This window comes from Flavobacterium sp. (assembly GCF_024710485.1).
In the GTDB taxonomy this organism is placed as follows: domain Bacteria; phylum Bacteroidota; class Bacteroidia; order Flavobacteriales; family Flavobacteriaceae; genus Flavobacterium.
Window position 1 is genome coordinate 13239 of the sequence record NZ_JANJUQ010000038.1, and the last position, 18649, is coordinate 31887.

Annotated in this window: 17 protein-coding genes and 1 tRNA gene; 9 read left to right on the forward strand and 9 right to left on the reverse strand. The window is 38.8% G+C overall.

The annotated features are described in order from the left end of the window. Positions 1–57: 57 nt before the first annotated feature. The 5 genes from Q0M21_RS09980 to alaS form a co-directional block, all read right to left on the reverse strand. A complete protein-coding gene (locus Q0M21_RS09980) occupies positions 58–1890 on the reverse strand; it encodes a PQQ-binding-like beta-propeller repeat protein (protein ID WP_295337708.1) in 1833 nt (610 codons plus the stop codon). Positions 1891–1914: 24 nt separating this feature from the next. Next, entirely contained in the window at positions 1915–2286 is a 372-nt protein-coding gene (locus Q0M21_RS09985) for a hypothetical protein (RefSeq protein ID WP_295337710.1), read from the reverse strand. A 76-nt stretch (positions 2287–2362) separates the two neighbouring features. Beyond that, positions 2363–3310: a GSCFA domain-containing protein gene (locus Q0M21_RS09990; protein ID WP_295337713.1), complete on the reverse strand. Its 948-nt coding sequence runs from the start codon at positions 3308–3310 to the stop codon at positions 2363–2365. Positions 3311–3397: 87 nt separating this feature from the next. Beyond that, positions 3398–4174: a hypothetical protein gene (locus tag Q0M21_RS09995; protein ID WP_295337715.1), complete on the reverse strand. Its 777-nt coding sequence runs from the start codon at positions 4172–4174 to the stop codon at positions 3398–3400. A 200-nt stretch (positions 4175–4374) separates the two neighbouring features. Then, positions 4375–7011 carry an alanine--tRNA ligase gene (alaS, locus tag Q0M21_RS10000; protein ID WP_295337717.1) on the reverse strand — a complete coding sequence of 879 codons (2637 nt, stop codon included), beginning with the start codon at positions 7009–7011 and terminating at the stop codon, positions 4375–4377. 280 nt (positions 7012–7291) lie between these two features. On the opposite strand from alaS, the gene Q0M21_RS10005 reads away from it, so the two are divergent. The 5 genes from Q0M21_RS10005 (at position 7292) to Q0M21_RS10025 (ending at position 10605) form a co-directional block, all read left to right on the forward strand. After that, positions 7292–8272: a M23 family metallopeptidase gene (locus tag Q0M21_RS10005; RefSeq protein WP_295337719.1), complete on the forward strand. Its 981-nt coding sequence runs from the start codon at positions 7292–7294 to the stop codon at positions 8270–8272. Positions 8273–8339: 67 nt separating this feature from the next. Continuing rightward, positions 8340–8672, forward strand: coding sequence for a MerR family transcriptional regulator (locus Q0M21_RS10010; protein ID WP_176305809.1), 333 nt, complete (start codon positions 8340–8342; stop codon positions 8670–8672). 62 nt (positions 8673–8734) lie between these two features. Then, positions 8735–9322, forward strand: a complete 588-nt coding sequence (locus tag Q0M21_RS10015; RefSeq protein ID WP_295337722.1) for a LemA family protein — start codon at positions 8735–8737, stop codon at positions 9320–9322. Positions 9323–9331: 9 nt separating this feature from the next. Next, positions 9332–9769, forward strand: a complete 438-nt coding sequence (locus Q0M21_RS10020; RefSeq protein WP_295337725.1) for a TPM domain-containing protein — start codon at positions 9332–9334, stop codon at positions 9767–9769. Positions 9770–9771: 2 nt separating this feature from the next. Further along, entirely contained in the window at positions 9772–10605 is an 834-nt protein-coding gene (locus Q0M21_RS10025; RefSeq protein WP_295337730.1) for a YgcG family protein, read from the forward strand. Between the two features lie 56 nt (positions 10606–10661). On the opposite strand, the gene Q0M21_RS10030 is transcribed toward Q0M21_RS10025, so the two are convergent. Both Q0M21_RS10030 and der read right to left on the reverse strand, forming a co-directional pair. Then, positions 10662–13433 (reverse strand): outer membrane beta-barrel protein, encoded by a 2772-nt coding sequence (locus Q0M21_RS10030; RefSeq protein ID WP_295337732.1) that lies wholly within the window; start codon positions 13431–13433, stop codon positions 10662–10664. Between the two features lie 104 nt (positions 13434–13537). Next, positions 13538–14848: a ribosome biogenesis GTPase Der gene (der, locus tag Q0M21_RS10035; RefSeq protein ID WP_295337734.1), complete on the reverse strand. Its 1311-nt coding sequence runs from the start codon at positions 14846–14848 to the stop codon at positions 13538–13540. A gap of 96 nt (positions 14849–14944) precedes the next feature. Here der and Q0M21_RS10040 point away from each other — a divergent pair, with 96 nt between their 5' ends. Next, a complete protein-coding gene (locus Q0M21_RS10040) occupies positions 14945–15454 on the forward strand; it encodes a hypothetical protein (RefSeq protein ID WP_295337737.1) in 510 nt (169 codons plus the stop codon). Here Q0M21_RS10040 and era read toward each other — a convergent pair whose 3' ends face one another. Then, positions 15455–16339: a GTPase Era gene (gene era / locus Q0M21_RS10045; RefSeq protein ID WP_295337740.1), complete on the reverse strand. Its 885-nt coding sequence runs from the start codon at positions 16337–16339 to the stop codon at positions 15455–15457. Between the two features lie 116 nt (positions 16340–16455). Between era and Q0M21_RS10050 the strand changes: the two genes are divergently transcribed. Together Q0M21_RS10050 and Q0M21_RS10055 are read left to right on the forward strand one after the other, a co-directional pair. After that, positions 16456–16528: transfer RNA gene (locus tag Q0M21_RS10050), tRNA-Met, on the forward strand. Positions 16529–16587: 59 nt separating this feature from the next. Further along, positions 16588–17034, forward strand: coding sequence for a KTSC domain-containing protein (locus Q0M21_RS10055; RefSeq protein ID WP_295337743.1), 447 nt, complete (start codon positions 16588–16590; stop codon positions 17032–17034). Between the two features lie 58 nt (positions 17035–17092). Here the strand turns inward: Q0M21_RS10055 and Q0M21_RS10060 are convergent, their stop codons facing one another. Next, positions 17093–17947: a Two component regulator three Y domain protein gene (locus tag Q0M21_RS10060; protein ID WP_295337746.1), complete on the reverse strand. Its 855-nt coding sequence runs from the start codon at positions 17945–17947 to the stop codon at positions 17093–17095. Between the two features lie 181 nt (positions 17948–18128). On the opposite strand from Q0M21_RS10060, the gene Q0M21_RS10065 reads away from it, so the two are divergent. After that, complete coding sequence (locus Q0M21_RS10065; protein WP_295337748.1) at positions 18129–18617, forward strand: DUF1761 domain-containing protein; 489 nt, start codon at positions 18129–18131, stop codon at positions 18615–18617. Positions 18618–18649 lie beyond the last annotated feature (32 nt).

Here is an 18649-nt window from a genome sequence, read left to right on the forward strand (position 1 = left end):
AACGAATTAAAAAAGGACTGCAATCTGCTTGCAGTCCTTCAAAACTTACTCAAAAACTCAATTATTTACTTTTATCTTTTCTACTTTTTTACCCTTGAAAGCAAAGATGAATTCGCCATCATCAGTAATATCTATTCCGGCACCGTATTGTGGACTTCCGCCTTTTCCTTTAGATTGAACAGAACCTTTGGTTTCTCCGTTGGTCATGTCGATCCCGTAGATAATGTTTTTGCTGTTTCTTTGGTCTCTTAAGTAATAATTCCCTTCAATTTCATAGAAGTAATCCACTCCTTTGATTTTTTCGGTCGCATACACTCGAGAACCGTCTTTTTTGTTGTAAGAGGCTAAGCCTTTTTCAGAAAGCACCACTACTTTATCCCCAAAGTCAATTACATCGGTGGCTTTCCCTACCCTGGCATCATTGTGTTTTACATCAAACAATTGGTTTCCGGAAGCGATATCGTAACCGTAAAACTCATCGCCATCGCCTACAAAAAGGGTTTTGTCATTTTCAATAATAAAATCGGTAATACGTTTGTCAAATTTTTCAGAACGCCATGCTGTTTTACCGGTTTTGTCATCTAGACACAACACCGAATTCTTTTGCGCTTTGTAATCCCAGTAAATGTATGGCACCCATTGCTTAACTGAACCACCACCAAAAGCAGAGGCTGCTCCTAAACCACTGGAAGTTTCCTCTAAACGAAACTCTTGTACTTGTACTTTTCCTCCTACTTGTACCAAAACCTTATCGCCTGATTTGTAAATATTCGGCATACAAAATGCACCGGTAATTTTTTCGGAAGCCCAAAGTAATTTCCCAGATTCTAAATCGTGTTTTTCAACATATTTAGTTCTGTCGCGAGTTCCAAGAATTACTATATAAACGGCATTATCGGTAAATAAAGGTTCGGCGATAGTTCGGTAAATTTTAGATCTTCTGCCGCCACTGAACAAACCACCATTGGCGCCTTGCATATCATTTTCATAAGTTACTTCCCAAAGTTTCTGACCGTTGTTGATGTTGTACACTTGTAAGCCGTCGAGATACATATACAATTTATCGCCTTTGATCCACAAATCCACTATAGCTCTACGGGTAACCAACTCTTTTTCTATAGTTCCTAAAAAAGTAGCATCCCATAAAATATCGCCATTAACCGCATTAATTTTCACCAATTGGTTTTTAAAACCGGCAAATAAAGCGCCTAAAGCCGTAGGTTTGAAATTAATCATCACAATTTCGTTGCGCTTAGCATCGTAAATGTATTTCCCAACACCACCTTTGAAACGGTTGGTTTCCCAAATTTTCTCTCCGGTATTGGCTTTAACCAAAATCACGGAAGCTTTTTGGGAAATCAGGAATGCGTCCAACTCACTGATGTATTTTACGGTTTCCAATTCACCTTGGTCGGTTCCTTCTTCTGCTTTAGTGCCTTTAGGAATCAAGTTTTGGTATTCTTCGGAGTTCCAAAGCTCTTTTCCGTTGGCAATATCAATTACCGCTACTCTGTCGGTGCCTAATTTTCTTTCATCAAAAAGAAACAAATAGCCGCCTTTATCACCTCCGCGTTGAATTACGTATTGGTATTCGCATTTGTTGGTTTTGTTGGTGGTGATTTTTTTGTAATCGCCACTCCAAACTGTTTTGCCGTTGGCGTCTAATACCGTAGCCGAATTATCGTCGGTTCCTAAAACATACTGACCGTTATTCACGGAAACGGCCAAACGGGTGGCTTTGTTATCAAACTCAGATTCCCAAGCGGTGGCAAAACTTCCCGATTTTTTTCCGGCGGATTTGCCTTTTCCTAATAATTTGCCAAGCTGGGCATTGGCAGGCAATGAGAACGCCAACAATAGCGTCATCATTAGTAAAGAAACTTTTTTCATGTTTTATTGTTTTTATTGTTAAGGTTAAAAGGTAACGGTGTAGCGAATTTTATAGCGCTGTTGCTTTTGCAATTTGAACTTGAATTTGTGTTCAAGAATGTAATCCGACATGAAATTGATGAAGTCAATATTCTTAATGTCACTATCTACTTTGAAGAAAGAAGATACTTTTCCGTTTTGCACTACGCCGATATCGACTACCATGGTGCCTTTCACCTCAGCGTATTTTTTGTTTTTCTTTTTTTGGAAGTCTTCCGACTGAAATACGTCGTCGATTTCTTTGGTTACGGTTTCCGAAACCACTTCCTCATCGGTTAGTACCGGTCGTTGCGCCGCTACTTTTTGCGTGGCTAGCATTACAAATGCCAACACCAAAAAGGTTTTTACTGTTTTCATGGGCTAGGTTGTTAAATAGTATAACAAACCTATAGCGAAATACTAAGGCAGGAAATACGGCAAATGACGTATTTTGTTAAAATTGGAAGTGCGGAAACTGACTTTGGAGCCTGATTATCTTTTGGTTAATGGTTTCCAAAAAATGTTGATGTTGTTTGGTCTCAGGATTAAATGGACGATGCGCTAAGCCTTTTTGGATATTGCAAACTTCTTGCATAATGTCAAAACAATCAGCGTTGATATAATTCTCAAAAAAACGAATCCAAATGTAATCGATGGCTTTTTGGCTGGGATGCAGCATATCATCAGCATAAAAGCGATAATCTCTGAGTTCATCCATCATGATTTCGTAAGATGGAAAATAGTTAGATTTGGTGTTATCGAGCACGGTTGCGTGAACAGCTGCAATTAGATGTGCTTTGCTCCGTTGGTTTTCGGGGAAACCGTCTTTGGTATGGCGCACCGGTGAAATGGTAAAAATGAACATGACCTCCGGATTAATTTGGCGAATCAAATTCATGGTATTTTGAATCGATTGCGCTGTAGTTTCCGGAGAGAGAATTTCTTTAGTGAACTCGTTCTGCGGCACTTTATGACAATTGGCGACAATTTCGTTAGTAGCTTTTAATCGGTAAACCCATGATGTACCGTAAGTGATTAATATATGAGAAGCTTCTACAATTTGGCGGTACATAACTTCGACAGCAGCGTTTAATTGTTTTAAAAGAATCTCTTTATCGGAATGACTGCATCCGGAATGAACGTCATAACTATGCCATAAATCGTTGTGAAAGAAAACATCCGCATCGGTAAAAACTTTTCGATTAACTGCTCTTTTCACCAACTTCTCAATCGATACCGGATTGAAGATAATACCGAATGGATTAGTAGTCGTTTGAAATTTAAAGTAGTCGAATTTCTCACCTATATTTTCGGCAAAACACGACCCTAACAACAACAACTTGGAGCTGTAATTGATAGGATACTCATAGCTCTTTACCGGAACTTTAGTCGTGAAATGCATAGCTTACTAATTGCCCCAAAAATACAAAAAATAAAAACCCTTTCCTTGACAGTGGAAAGGGTTTTCAGAAATAGTGTTTGATTTGAATTATTTGAAATATGTAAATTGATGTTGGAATTGTCCGTCGGCTGTATAAATTGCTCTCGGATAATTGTTAGCGTCATAATCTGCTTCCATATTAACTTCTACTGGAGATTCTCCGGAAACTGTAGTAATTTGTTGTATCATGTTGTGTTGCATGCCAAACAATCCGTCGGCAATAAAACTGTATAATTTGATAGCGTTAATTCCGGTTACATTTTGCGTCGGATGATTGGCGTTGTCATAATTGTAAGTCACACTGAAAGTATTACTGTTAGAAGCAAAGTCTTTTTGAGACACTTCACCATTTTGGAAATAAAACTTTTCTACAATATCAGAAAGATTAGTTTGAGCCGTTGCATTACCACTAAATCCAGTTACCGTTACAGAACCATCAACATTGTAAGTAAAAACACTTTTAAAACCGTAATTGTTAGCTGGTTGTACTTTTACCACCTGAATTAATTGGTCATTGTTGTTATAAGTAAAAGTGGTAGTTGCTGTATTTTCACGCGCGGCATTGAATCTTTTAATCTCAGCAATCAAATTCCCATTGTAGGTATATAAGTCATATCCTGTTCCATCAGTAACTGCTTCAATTTCAAATGCCACTTTGGTCAATTTAGTTCCTTTGTAAGAGAAAGTATAAGCCGCATTTTGGCCCATGTTTACAGAAGTCAATTTTCTAAGTAAAACAGGTGTTACTGTATCGCTGTCACTAGAACACGAAACGAAGGAAAAAACAACTACGGAAAGGAATAAGTATTGAAGTATTTTTTTCATGATGCATTAGTAGTTTTGGCGGATTCAATGGCTGGGGCTTCTTGAATACGAGTCAAAAGTATTCAGGCAAGAATTAACTCAAAAAAACTTTCGATATACTACCCGAAAATCTGTTAAAATACAACTACTCTGACTTTTATCGATAAAAAAGCCCTTTCCAGAACGGAAAAGGCTCGCTTATAAAGTTATAAACTTATTTATTATCTTACAAAATCAACAGCTTTGGCCAAAGCTTCATGGATTCCGGCTACATTTTTCCCTCCGGCTGTTGCAAAGAAAGGTTGGCCGCCGCCGCCGCCTTGGATGTATTTACCCAATTCGCGCACCACTTGACCGGCGTTTAAGTTTTTCTCAGCCACCAATTCTTTGGAAATGTAGCAAGTTAACATTGGTTTGTCTTCATCGGCAGTAGCCAATACTAAGAATAGATTGGTTCCTAGATTTCCTAATTCATAAGCCAAATCCTTAGCGCCTTCCGCATTCAAATCGACTTGAGTAGCTAAAAATTTTACGCCATTCACTTCTTGTAATTGAGTCGCCAATTCACCTTTTAAGTTTTTTGCTTTCTCTTTTAACAATTGCTCGATTTGCTTTTTCAATTTGGCGTTTTCATCTTGTAATGAAACGACTGCTTTGAGCGTATCTTGTGGGTTTTTCAAAGTTTCTTTGATAGAGGCTAAGGCATTTTCTTGTTGGGCGAAGAAGTCTTTAACAGCGTCACCGGTTATGGCTTCAATACGACGAATACCTGCCGCTACAGCACCTTCGGAAACGATTTTGAAATGCCAAATCTCGGCCGTGTTTCTCACGTGAATACCTCCGCACAACTCTTTACTGTCGCCGAATTCAATCATGCGAACCGTATCACCATACTTTTCACCAAACAACGCCATAGCACCTTTGGCTAACGCTTCTTGGATTGGGATATTTCGGTATTCTCCTAATTGGAGTTGGGCTTCGATTTGGGCATTTACGCTGGCTTCTACTTGGCGTAATTCTTCGTCGGTAACTTTACTGAAATGCGAAAAGTCGAAACGCAAGTAGTTCGGATTCACCAATGAGCCTTTTTGCTCCACGTGTGTTCCTAAAACATTTCTCAAGGCCAAATGCATCAAATGCGTAGCCGAGTGATTTTTAGAGGTTGATGTTCTTAAATCAGTATTCACTTTAGCCACAAAAGTTGCCGATACATTTTCCGGTAATTGTTTGGCGAAATGCAAAATCAAGTTGTTTTCCTTTTTGGTGTCGATGATTTCAATGGCTTCATTGGCCGAAACCAAAGTACCCTTGTCGCCTACTTGACCACCGCCTTCCGGATAAAATGGCGTGTTATCGAGAACGATTTGGTATAAAACACCGTCTTTTTTGGAATCAACTTTACGGATACGGGTAATTTTGACTTCGTTTTCGGTTTGGTCGTAGCCAACGAATGTTTCCACGTTACCCGGAATTAATATTTGCCAATCTTCGGTTGAAACCTCGGAGGCAGCACGAGAACGGTCTTTTTGTTTTTGCAATTCGGCGTCAAATTCCGATTCGTTAAACGAATAGCCTTTTTCTTTTAAAATCAGCGCCGTTAAATCTTTCGGGAAACCGAACGTATCGTACAATTCGAATACTTTTTCGCCTTTGATTTCTTTATCCGACGCTTCGGCAACGACTTTATCCAGCAATTGCAAACCTTGTTCTAAAGTTCTTAGGAAAGACGCTTCTTCCTCGCGAATAACATTGGTTACCAACTGTTGTTGCGATTTGATTTCCGGGAAAAATTCGCCCATTTGGTCCGCCAAAACAGGAACCAATTTGTTGATGAACGGTTCTTTCGTATTTAAAAACGTAAAGCCGTAACGAATGGCTCTGCGCAAAATTCGGCGAATCACATAACCGGCGCCACCGTTAGACGGCAACTGTCCGTCGGCTATAGCGAAAGCCACGGCGCGAACGTGATCCACGATTACGCGAGTGGCGATATTGGTTTTGTTTTGTGCTTCTGATATATTTTTAACTTCGTTGGAAGTATATTTTAAACCTGTGATTTCCTCAACTTTGGCAATCAGTGGTGTGAAAACATCGGTATCGTAATTCGAGGTTACGTTTTGCATCGCCATACACAAACGCTCGAATCCCATTCCGGTATCGACGTGCTGCGCCGGAAGTTTTTCTAAGCTGCCGTCGGCTTTGCGGTTGAATTCCATGAATACGTTGTTCCAAATTTCCACGACTTGCGGATGGTCGGCATTCACTAAGCTACGCCCTGACACGGTGGCTCTTTCGGCATCGGTTCTTAAATCGATATGAATTTCCGAACACGGACCACACGGTCCTTGGTCGCCCATTTCCCAGAAGTTGTCTTTTTTGTTACCGAGGATAATTCTATCTTCTGAAACGTATTGCTTCCAGATGTCGAACGCTTCTTGGTCGAACGGTACATTCTCTGCAGGATTGCCTTCAAAAACCGAAACGTACAAACGGTCTTTGTTCAATTTCAGGACTTCAGTCAGGAATTCCCAAGCCCAGGCCAAAGCTTCTTTTTTAAAGTAATCGCCAAAAGACCAGTTGCCCAACATTTCGAACATGGTATGGTGATACGTATCAAAACCTACATCTTCCAAATCGTTGTGTTTTCCGGAAACTCGGAGACATTTTTGGGTGTCGGCGATGCGCTTGCTTTTTGGCGTTCCGTTACCTAAAAAGAATTCTTTGAATTGTGCCATACCCGAGTTATTGAACATTAAGGTTGGATCGTCTTTTAAAACGATAGGTGCTGAAGGAACAATTAAGTGTCCTTTGCTTTCGAAGAATTGTAAATAGGCTTTACGGATGTCTTGTGATTTCATTTTAGAGAATTAGATATTTAGATCTTTAGACTGCTTAGATTTTAAAAATGGTTTACTATTTAGCCCCGATTGGCAGCGCTACCGTGTAGCGCAGAAAGCGGGAAAAAGGTTTAGCAATTGCTCCGGACGATTCGCTCCAAATCCTTCGACTTAGCTCAGGATGACAGTTTAATTTGAAAGCTTCAAATTAAAATTTCGGATATGACTGAAACATTTGTTAAATTTGTTCGTATAACCATTGTTTTTTAAAAACAAGCACAAAAATAGTATAAAATCAAAGATGGCGAAAAAAGTAAAGTATTATTTCGATACCGAAAGTTTGGCTTATCGCAAAATCAAGCCAAAACTATCTAAGAAACTGGGATACATCGGGTTGTTTTTGTTGTCGTCGGCATTGTTTGGTTTTTTGTGTTTTGTGGTGTTGTTGAATTCTTCCTTTTTAGAAACGCCTAAAGACCGTTTGCAAGCGCGTGAAATTGAAACGATGAAATTGCGATATGCGATTTTGAACAAGAAAATTGATTTAGTTGAGGAAGTTTTGGCGGATGTAGAAGAAAGAGACAACAACATTTACCGCGCTTATTTCAACACCTCTCCTATTCCGACAGAACAGCGAAAAGCCGGATTTGGCGGAGTCAACCGATATAAAGAATTAGAAGGTTTTGACAATTCGGAATTGGTGATTAACACCTCGAAACGAGTAGATGTAATTTCCAAAGAGTTGGCCATACAATCGAAATCGTTGGATGAAATTTTGAAATTGGCCAAAGAAAAAAACAAGTTGTTGGCGGCCATTCCGGCGATACAACCGGTGAAAAACGAACAGATGAAACGAGTAGCATCGGGATTTGGATACCGCAGCGACCCGTTTACCAAAGTACGCAAAATGCACCAAGGTATGGATTTTACCGCCAAAACCGGCACACCGGTATTTGCGACGGGCGATGGTGTGGTTAAAAATGCCGACAACTCCAAATCGGGTTTCGGGAATCATATAGAGATTAGTCATGGCTACGGTTATTTGACCTTGTATGCGCATTTAAGCAAGTATAAAGTGAAGCGTGGGCAAAGAGTAAAACGTGGCGACATTATAGGCTATGTAGGCAGTACCGGACGAAGCGAGGCTCCGCACTTGCATTATGAAGTACACAAAGACGGCAAAGTAGTCAACCCGTTGAATTTTTACTACGGCAATATATCGGCAGCGGAATACAATGTGATTTCTAAGTTGGCGAATCAAGAGAACCAATCGTTGGATTAACCCTTCGACTGCGCTCAGGGTGACAACAATTTGAGGATTGAGGTTTATAAACACAAAAATACACACTATGCATATAGAGTTAAAAGAAGGAAAAAGGTATTACAGCATTGGCGAAGTGGCGAAGGCTTTTAATGTGAATGCGTCATTGATTCGTTTTTGGGACAAAGAATTCGACATCTTAAAGCCGAAAAAGAACGCCAAAGGGAATCGTATGTTCACCCCGGAAGATGTCAAAAATTTACAACTAATTTATCATTTGGTGAAAGAACGCGGCTTTACCCTGGAAGGTGCCAAAACGCATCTAAAAGAAGGCCAAAAGAAAACCTTAGACAAGTTTGAAATCATCAGTAAACTCGAAACAGTAAAAGCGCAATTATTAAATATTAAAAACCAACTTTAGGCTTGGTTTTTGTAACAATCGACAAAACTTAAAACAAATAACAAATACTTAAATTAAAAAACATGGATTTTAAAAAATTTTTACCTTGGATTATTGTAATCGGATTAGTGTTGATTCTTGGACTTTGGTATATCAATGTTAAAAACGGTGCCATTGAAGTAGACCAAGCCGTCAAAAAAGAATGGGGAAATGTTGAGACATCTTACCAAAGAAGAAATGACTTAATCGGTAATTTGGTAAACACGGTAAAGGGAGCCGCAGATTTTGAAAAAAGCACTTTAACCGCTGTAATTGAAGCCAGAGCGAAGGCTACTGCAGTTAAAATTGACCCGACTAATGTTACTCCGGAGCAATTAGCTGCTTTCAACTCCGCTCAATCGGGACTTTCTTCATCATTATCAAGATTATTAGTTTCAGTGGAACAGTATCCTACTTTGAAAGCTAACGAAAACTTTTTGAAATTACAAGACGAATTGGCAAGCACAGAAAATCAAATACTTACTGCCAGAACACGTTTCAACGAATCAGTTCAAGCATACAACAACTATGTTTTGAAAATGCCACGAAACATAATTCTATCTGAGTACAAAGAAAAAGCAGCTTTCAAAGCCGTTGAAGGTGCTGAAAAACCGGTAGAGGTAAAATTCTAATCCATTACGATGTCTAAAGTAGAAGATTTTCTAACTCCTGAAGAAGAGCAAGAAATTGTGGCAGCCATTCGCACGGCTGAAAAAAATACTTCGGGAGAAATCAGAGTACATCTTGAAAAACATACTTCCATTGCTGCGTTTGACCGCGCGATGGAAGTTTTTCATTTGCTGAAAATGGACGAAACGGAGTTGAAAAACGGGGTTTTGATTTATGTGGCAGTCAAAGACAAAAACTTTGTGATTTGCGGCGATAAAGGCATCAACGATTTGGTACCACATGATTTTTGGGATTGTACCCGAGATATTATGGTCTCTCATTTCAAAGAAAGCCGATTCAAACAAGGCCTAATTGACGGTATTTTGCGCGCAGGAGAGCAATTGCAAAAATATTTCCCTTATCAAGAAGGTGATACCAACGAATTGTCCAACGAAATATCAAAAGGATAAACATGAAAATTCCAAATCTTACAATCCAATCTCCAATGCACATGGAGAATAAATGGGTTTTCAAATTCGTCCTATTGACAGTGATTCTATTTGGAAATTTAACTTTTGCCCAATTTACTATTCCTAAAGTTCCGGCGGAACAAACATCGGTTTACGATTATGCTGACGTTTTGAATTCGGAAGAGGAATCAAAACTGAAAGAGAAACTGATTCGCTATTCGGATTCTACCACTACTCAAATTGTAGTAATTACTATTGAAAGTTTACAAGGTGAAGATATTGGTATCTTAACCCCAAAATGGGGACATGCCTGGGGAATAGGCGGCTCTAAACAAAACGACAACGGTGTCATCATTTTGTTGGCCAAAAAAGAACGCAAAATATGGATTTCGGCCGGTTACGGTTTAGAAGACCGATTGACTGCCGGAATCGGAGGAGAAATTACCCGAAACATTATTATACCGGAATTCAAAGCCGGCAGTTATTATAAAGGCCTTGACAAAGGAACCGACGCTTTGTTTGATGTTTTTAAAGGCAAGTACAAAGGCGAACGCAAGAAGGCAAAAAAAGATGGCTCTGTTCCGATCTTACCCATCATTATCATCATAATCGTAATCATTTTTATCATTGCTAAAAACAAAGGCAATGGTGGAGGCAATCACGGCAATCGCGGTGGTGGTTTCGACTTAGCCGATATTATCATCTTGAGCAGTTTAGGTCGCGGCGGTGGCGGTGGCTTTGGCGGCTCATCCGGTGGTGGTTTTGGAGGCGGCGGCTTCGGCGGCGGCTTTGGCGGTGGCGGATTCTCGGGCGGTGGTTCCGGAGGAAGTTGGTAGATTTAGTGATTATATTAAGATAATAAAAAACTCGGTCAAATGACCGAGTTTTTTATTTAATCCGTTATAAAGATACCGCCTTCTCCTTTTTTCTTGCCGCCAAACTTTTCGAGTTTATAGGTTAGCGAAAACATTACGTAGCGTCGTAATACAGTGTTTTCCGAATCGATAATGGCTGTTGGCGTAATGGTCCGGGTGGCGTTTTGGTTTTGGTCTAATAAGTCGTAGACTTTAACTTTAGCTAAAAACTGGTCTTTGAAGAAATTATAACCTAAACTCACGTTCCACAAATAAAAGTCTTTTTTGTAGCCATCGGCTATGTTGGAGTTGTAATTATACCCGAAGTCACTACCAATAACAAACTTTTTCGGCATATAAGAAGTGATTTCTAATTTTGCATTGTGTACAAAATTTTGAGCGTTATCAATAATGTAATTCTTATAATTGGTGGCATTGAATGTGTAACGGTAGCTTGGTGACACCGTGATAACCTCATCTATACTCCAAGTCAAATTAACTCTCGGATTGATTTGCAAACCTTTCGACTCAAATTCAACCGCATTGGTCAAACCTTTGTTGGAATCGTAGTTAATATTGATTCCCGCGCCGTAACGCAAAGTTCGCTTCTCCTTTTTATACGATTTGCTCCAGTTTACACCGAAATAGGAATTGTAAACTACGTCTACGTTTTGATAGGTCGTTGTTGCTTTAAAATTAGTATCAAACACAGTAGAAGACACTACAGCATCCTGACTCAAATTGAATCCTGAATAAATGTAGTAACCGGAACGACTTTGGTAATCGTAATCGTTAAAACTAAAGTACAAATTGTGTCTTTGAGTGGGTTTAAGCGCATCATTCCCAATAAATGTACTCAACGGATTAGATAAATTTTCTATTGGTAACACCTGATTGGCTTGCGGCAATTGTACGCCAAAATCATAGAAGGAGTAAATCGATTTGGATTTTCCCATGCGGTGACTTATGTAACCTTTAATTCGGGGAAAAACGTAATTTTTATTGCGATTAGTGATAACGCCTAAATAGTTGGAACGCGCATCAAAGGTCACAAATTCAGGGCCGATATTGATACGGCCGTTGGTTTTGGCCTTTCCTAAAATCAATCCTGTTGACGGGAAGAATGTAGTGGCTTTAGACAAGGTTTCATTCGATTGCAAATCGTTGAAATCGTTATAAGCTACTCCATCAAAATCAAAAGTAGTCAACGTATTCTTGATGTTGCGATACGTTACTTCCGAAGTCAAACTCAACCGAAGTGAATCGGCTACAGGCTCGCCAAATCGGACTTCAAGTTTTACAAAATCGTTATTGGTTTTATCCCGCTGATTCTGATTCCTGATATCATCGGGCGTAGTATCGGTAAAGAGTGTGGCCGAATTGGTGTTCAAGAAATTGTCTCTACGTTGGAATTCCGATTCAAAATTAACCGACATACCTCGGTTTTTCTTCAAAAATTGTTTACTATAACTCGCATCCGTACCAAATGAAGAGAACTCATTTTCGCTGTAATCGTCATTGGTACTTGAATTGAGTTCTTCCAAAGCTTCATTCACTGTAAGCTGGTTTCTGGAAGCGCTGTTGTAATTTTTGGTTTTTTGAAAACTAGGATTGATATAAATAGTATTCAAAGAATCTAAGGCAATTTCAAAATCCAAATCTAAATTGTGGCCGTTACTACCGCTTCTTGTAATGGCATTAGAATTGGTAAAGGTTCTGCCTTCCGGAAGCAAGTTGATTCTGTCTGTACGAGTGGTGTTTTCGGTTTCGGAATTAGAAAAATAATAGCTACCGCTTTGGTCAATTTTTTTCAGCCATTTGTCTTGGTAATTCACGCCAATCAAATTTGACCTTGTAATTCCGCGACTGCCACCAAAAGACATATTGTTAATTCCGAAACTACCATCATCGTTATAAAAAACCGAAGAATTTCGGCCGCCGCCCATATTGTCAAACACTTCGTCCATGGAAAATCCGATGGAATTGATGTTGTTAGAAGAAGCAAGAACACTGACTTTGCGTTCTCCTTTAAAATAGTTGAGTAGCAAACTCGATTCATACCGTTTGTCTGAACCGGTTCCGGCTACTACTTTTCCGAAAAAGCCTTTATTTTTTTCTTCTTGTATGGTGAGATTAATGGTTTTTTCCTGAGAACCTGAAGCTTCTCCTGAAATTTCCTCCGCTTTGGTTTTGGTGTCTACTACTTGAACCTTATCAATTAGTTCCGCCGGCAAGTTTTGGGTAGCGATTTTACCGTCTTTCCCAAAGAAAGGTTTACCATTCACCAAAATATTATTCACTTCCTGACCGTTGACGGTGATTTTACCTTCGGGTGTGATTTCTACTCCCGGCAATTGCTTGAGTAAGGCTTCAACGTTGGCATCGGCGCCGACTTTAAACGAAGCGGCATTGAACTCCAAAGTATCTTTTTTGATACGGATAGGCGGAATTTCGGCTTTTACCACTACTTCATCTAATTGATTCGTGGCTTCTTTGAGTTCGATGGTACCAAAATCTTTATCACTGACCAAAGAAGTCATTTCTTCTTTAAAATCCTGGTAACTGATGTACGATACTTTCAACGCTACCGGCTTGTCTATCTTTTTAATTTTAAAAGAAAACGCACCCATTTTGTTGGTGATAGTGTAATCTACAATGGAAGAATCTTTCACTGAAGTGAGATACACCGTAGCCGATTCGATGGGAAACTTGGTGGTTTGATCAATTACTTTTCCCTTTAAGGAAAGGGTTTGACCGAAAGCAACAGTAGAAAAAAGAACTAGTAAGGCTAGGTAAAGCGATTTTGGCATAAAAAAAAATTTAGCAGTTATTATTGGTTAAGGAAAGCATAATAACGGCTAAATTCTTATTTTAGTATGGAATGATAAAATTTCTTACGAAAATTTAACATTTTCTACTTTTCGCGGATGTAGATGTCAATCGGCACCCCGGAGAAATCCCAGTTTTCGCGGATTTTATTTTCCAAGAAACGCTTGTACGGTTCTTTTACGTATTGCGGTAAATTGGCAAAAAACACAAATTGCGGTGTTGGTGTTGGCAATTGCATACAATATTTAATCTTCACATATTTCCCTTTTAAAGCCGGCGGCGGATACGCTTCAATTAATTTCAACATATAATCATTGAACTTTGAAGTTGGGATGCGTTGCTTTCTGTTTTCGTATACTTTTACGGTACCTTCCAAGGCTTTTAGCAAACGTTGTTTGGTTAAGGCCGAGATAAATACAATTGGCACATCGGTAAAAGGCTGCAACTCTTCGCGGATTTTGTTTTCGTAATCGCGGGTAGACATGGTATCTTTTTCCACCAAATCCCATTTGTTCACTAGGATAATGACACCTTTTCGATTCTTTTCGGCCAACCAAAAAATACTTTGGTCTTGCCCTTCGAAACCACGGGTAGCATCGATTAGTAAAATACAAACATCCGAATGTTCAATGGCGCGCACGGAACGCATTACGGAGTAGAATTCTAAATCTTCTTTTACTTTGGCTTTTCTTCGGATTCCGGCGGTATCCACCAAGTTGAATTCGAAGCCAAAACGGTTGTATCTGGTATCAATAGAATCTCTTGTAGTACCAGCGATATCAGTTACTACGAATCGATCTTCCCCAATTAACGCATTAATAAAAGACGATTTTCCGGCGTTCGGACGACCTACCACACAAAAACGAGGTAATTGTTCCGCTTCTTCATTTACTTCCGGTAACTCGGGTAACACTTCGACTAACTTATCCAATAATTCTCCTGTTCCGCTTCCGCTGATACTGGCAATCGTATAATATTCACCTAAGCCTAAATTGTAAAACTCCACGGCGTCTTTTTCGCGCATGGCGTTGTCTACTTTGTTAACGGCTAATAAAATCGGTTTGGTTACTTTTCGGAGCAATTTGGCTACTTCTTCGTCCATCGGCGTGATGCCTTCTTCGACATCGACTACAAAAATAATCGCATCGGCTTCATCAATGGCCAATTCTACCTGACGACGGATTTCGCCTTCAAAAATATCATCTGAACCTTTGATATAACCACCGGTATCAATCACCGAAAATTCCTTGCCGTTCCATTCGCTTTTGCCGTAATTTCTGTCGCGCGTAACACCGCTAACCGAATCTACAATGGCTTCTCTTCTTTTGATTAAACGGTTAAAAAAAGTGGATTTCCCTACGTTAGGTCTTCCTACTATGGCTACAATATTGTTCATAATCATTTTAAATATGGTGCAAAGGTAGTATTAAAGAGCACAAATTCAATTATTTTATTATTTTTAGTATTGCTTTAACCACCTATAAACCTTTTTATGGACACGCAACATGAAGTAAGACTTCGCCCTCGGTTTTTTAAAGACGTTGACCAAAACATTGCCATCGTCAGAGAGAAATTTGTGAACTACCGACAAAAAAACCAGTCGACCGATTTCTTGATGAAAGTGAGAAACAACCATATACAGTTTACTTTTTCGGCAGAAAAGAGACGATATTGGTCACCTCATTTGAGCATTGAATTAGAGGAAAAAGAAGGAAACGAAAAAAATGCGACGCACATTCGCGGCTTGTTTGGCCCGGATCAAACGTTGTGGACGATGTTTGTGTTTTTGCATTTTGTGGTCGCCGGTATTTTTATTGTATTCGGCATGTTTGCCTTATCCAACTATTCGCTGAACGAACCGATGACCATGGATTTAGTGGTGATGTTTATTATGGTAATCGTTTGGTTTTTACTGTATGTCGTAGCTCGTCAAATAAGAGAAAGAGGCCATTCCCAAACCGACGAATTGGAAGCCATCTTTTTAGATGTTCTTAAAGACTAATTATTTCTGGTTGTAACCAAAACGACGCAATTGGTAAGCATTGCTTCTCCAATCTTTGTTAACTTTAACATACAACTCTATATGGATTTGCTTGCCGAAGAACTGCTCTAAATCTTCACGAGCCTGCATGCCGACTTTCTTCAAAGCGCTGCCTTTGTGACCGATGATAATTCCTTTTTGCGTATCGCGCTCTACCATAATGACGGAGCGGATTCGAATGATTTTGTCGTCTTCCAAGAATTCTTCGGTTTCGATTTCTACGGCGTATGGAATTTCTTTGTCGTAGTTCAGTAAGATTTTCTCGCGGATGGTTTCATTGACAAAGAAACGCTCCGGTTTGTCGGTTAACGCATCTTTAGGATAATACGGCGGTGATTCAGGCAACAATTGTAAGACACGGTCAAAAACTTCTTTAACGTTGAAATTCTCCAACGCGGAAATCGGGAAAATTTCGGCATTCGGCACTTTGGCTTTCCACAAATCGATTTGCTCTTCCAATTGTTCTTGGTTGGATTTATCGATTTTGTTCAGCAGCAATAACACCGGGATTTTGGAATGGATGATTTTATTGAAGAAGTCTTCGTCTTTGAGTTCCTTCTCGCCTATTTCCACCATGTAAATCAAAACATCGGCATCTTCAAAAGCCGACTTCACGAAGTCCATCATGGATTTTTGCATTTCGTATGCCGGTTTGATGATTCCCGGTGTATCTGAAAGCACTACTTGAAAATCGTCACCGTTTACAATCCCTAAAATTCTGTGACGTGTAGTTTGTGCTTTGGAAGTAATGATGGATAATCTTTCGCCCACAAAGGCATTCATTAGCGTTGATTTTCCAACGTTTGGGTTACCGATAATGTTAACGAAGCCTGCTTTGTGAGTCATGTAATCTGATTTATTTTTTGCAAAGGTAGTCATATCAGCCCAATAGAAGAAAAAAAGATTTTTTACGTTTTTTGTTGCATTTATTGATATTCGTTGTATATTTGCACTCGAAACATCGCGGGATAGAGCAGTAGGCAGCTCGTCGGGCTCATAACCCGAAGGTCACAGGTTCGAGTCCTGTTCCCGCTACTAACGAAAGCCATTCTGAAAAGAGTGGCTTTTTTTATAGCAAAAGGCAACCTATGAATATGAAAAAAATTGTCGAGTACAGAACTTTGCTCGGCGTAACCAAAACCGCAACGTTAAAAGAGTTAAAAATTATCTACCGCAACAGCATGAAAGAGTATCATCCTGATGCTATAGCTGATGAACACGAGCGTCATTTAGCAGAAGAAAAAAGTAAAGAAATTATTGCAGCCTATCACTTTTTAGTGAGTATTGCTCCGGAAACAATGGAGAAAGACAGGGCGGAATACGACCGAATTACCTCGAGTACTAATATTGCTGATTTCTATTATGAAAATAGCGTTTTATACATAACCTTATTGGATGGCAGTTCGTTTGAATATTTCGGAGTTTTGAGACCGGCTTATATTAAAATGATTAATGCAGAATCGCCGAGTCGTTTTGCGAGAAGACATATTTACAACAACTATTTGTATAGAAGCACTACCAAGTTAGTAGCAGCAGAATAAAAAAAGGTCTCAAATTGCTTTGAGACCTTTTTCATTATTTAAACCAATCCAATTTTTTCTATTCGTCAGCAGCATAAGCTGAATTTTTGTCGGCGCTTACTTTTAAAGTAGTAGCCACACCTTGCTCGTTCAACATAGTCATGTTTAGCGTATCTAACTTGGCTAAGTTTTTAGATACAAAACCGTTAAACATATTGTATGAAATATTCATTTCTTTTAGATTTCTTAATTTCTCTAAATCAAACGGTACTTGACCATCCATTTTATTCTCAAACAAACTTAAGGTTTCCAAAGAAGACAAATTAGATACTTCTTTTTCTAATTTACCGGTTAACTTGTTACTATTTAACAACAAAACTTTTAAAGATTTTAGTTGGTAATAAGAAGATGGAATTGAACCTTCGATTTCATTATTGAATAAAGACAAAGTCTCTAAGTTGGCTAAATTACCAACACTCACAGGTAATACTCCCGTTAAACGATTCATATGCATTTCAATGGCTTTCAATTGAGAAGCATTGCCCAAAGTTTCCGGTAAAGATCCCGAAACTTTATTAAAAGCTATATTTAACTTGGTTAAATTTTTCAGATTTCCGATGGTAGACGGTATGGTACCTGAAATATCATTTCGGAATAAATTTAGTACTTCCAAAGAAGTCAAATCCCCAATTTCAGCAGGTAATGTTCCTACTAAATTGTTATTCATTAATTTGATTGCTGTTATTTTATCGTTTTTTATTTCAACACCAAACCAAGTGGATACCGGTGATTTTAAATCCCATTTGTTAGTCCATTGTGAACCATTGGTTGCTTTGTACAATTTAAGTAAAGCATTTTTTTCTGTAGCAGAAATTTCAGCAAATACTGAAGTGGAAACTAAAAGTACCGCTAAGTAAGTAAAAATAGATTTCATATCATGTTTATTTGGGGTTAATGACGGTGTAAACTTATAGCGTTGTTCGTTAAAAAACAAAAAAAATCGACGAAATGCATTTTTTAAGAATTTAAAAGAATATTTATCTTACAAAATATTAAATTTAAGTTTAATATATTATTTTTTATCTTTGAGCAACTAACCAATAAAAACTATCATTATGCCTTTTAATTTTTACGCTGTTTTAGCTTCTACATTTGTAACACTAGTGGTTGGATTTGTATGGTACAACCCAAAAGTTTTCGGTACTATTTGGATGAACGAAACCGGAATGACCGAAGAAAAAGCAAGACAATCCAGTATGCTTAAAGTTTTCGGATTAACGATTTTGTTTTCTTTTATGTTGGCTTTTTTAATGCCGGTTCTAGTGATTCACCAATTTGGTCCTTTGGGAATGATTGGCGGTCCTGAATTTATGGAAACTGCAAAACCTTCCTATGCGGCTTTCATGGCCGATTACGGAACTGCTTTCAGAACTTACCAACATGGTGCGCTACATGGATTTATGACCGGAATATTTTTTGCTTTGCCCATGACTGCTATCAACAGTTTGTTTGAACAAAAAACCTGGAAATACATCATGGTTACTTCCGGTTATTGGATTGTTTCTTTGACCATTATGGGTGCTATTTTGTGCGGATGGCAATAATTAACATTTTATTATAACCCAATCGCTCTACA

What these genes read in the sequence shown, in the direction of transcription:
- Q0M21_RS10030 (WP_295337732.1), bottom strand. Translation starts at nt 13,433, where the DNA reads ATGCCAAAATCGCTTTACCTAGCCTTACTAGTTCTTTTTTCTACTGTT.
- Q0M21_RS10010 (WP_176305809.1), top strand. Translation starts at nt 8,340, where the DNA reads ATGCATATAGAGTTAAAAGAAGGAAAAAGGTATTACAGCATTGGCGAA.
- era (WP_295337740.1), bottom strand. Translation starts at nt 16,339, where the DNA reads ATGACTCACAAAGCAGGCTTCGTTAACATTATCGGTAACCCAAACGTT.
- Q0M21_RS10065 (WP_295337748.1), top strand. Translation starts at nt 18,129, where the DNA reads ATGCCTTTTAATTTTTACGCTGTTTTAGCTTCTACATTTGTAACACTA.
- Q0M21_RS10025 (WP_295337730.1), top strand. Translation starts at nt 9,772, where the DNA reads ATGAAAATTCCAAATCTTACAATCCAATCTCCAATGCACATGGAGAAT.
- der (WP_295337734.1), bottom strand. Translation starts at nt 14,848, where the DNA reads ATGAACAATATTGTAGCCATAGTAGGAAGACCTAACGTAGGGAAATCC.
- Q0M21_RS09995 (WP_295337715.1), bottom strand. Translation starts at nt 4,174, where the DNA reads ATGAAAAAAATACTTCAATACTTATTCCTTTCCGTAGTTGTTTTTTCC.
- Q0M21_RS10040 (WP_295337737.1), top strand. Translation starts at nt 14,945, where the DNA reads ATGGACACGCAACATGAAGTAAGACTTCGCCCTCGGTTTTTTAAAGAC.
- Q0M21_RS10060 (WP_295337746.1), bottom strand. Translation starts at nt 17,947, where the DNA reads ATGAAATCTATTTTTACTTACTTAGCGGTACTTTTAGTTTCCACTTCA.
- Q0M21_RS10015 (WP_295337722.1), top strand. Translation starts at nt 8,735, where the DNA reads ATGGATTTTAAAAAATTTTTACCTTGGATTATTGTAATCGGATTAGTG.
- Q0M21_RS10005 (WP_295337719.1), top strand. Translation starts at nt 7,292, where the DNA reads ATGGCGAAAAAAGTAAAGTATTATTTCGATACCGAAAGTTTGGCTTAT.
- Q0M21_RS10055 (WP_295337743.1), top strand. Translation starts at nt 16,588, where the DNA reads ATGAAAAAAATTGTCGAGTACAGAACTTTGCTCGGCGTAACCAAAACC.
- Q0M21_RS09980 (WP_295337708.1), bottom strand. Translation starts at nt 1,890, where the DNA reads ATGAAAAAAGTTTCTTTACTAATGATGACGCTATTGTTGGCGTTCTCA.
- Q0M21_RS10020 (WP_295337725.1), top strand. Translation starts at nt 9,332, where the DNA reads ATGTCTAAAGTAGAAGATTTTCTAACTCCTGAAGAAGAGCAAGAAATT.
- alaS (WP_295337717.1), bottom strand. Translation starts at nt 7,011, where the DNA reads ATGAAATCACAAGACATCCGTAAAGCCTATTTACAATTCTTCGAAAGC.
- Q0M21_RS09985 (WP_295337710.1), bottom strand. Translation starts at nt 2,286, where the DNA reads ATGAAAACAGTAAAAACCTTTTTGGTGTTGGCATTTGTAATGCTAGCC.
- Q0M21_RS09990 (WP_295337713.1), bottom strand. Translation starts at nt 3,310, where the DNA reads ATGCATTTCACGACTAAAGTTCCGGTAAAGAGCTATGAGTATCCTATC.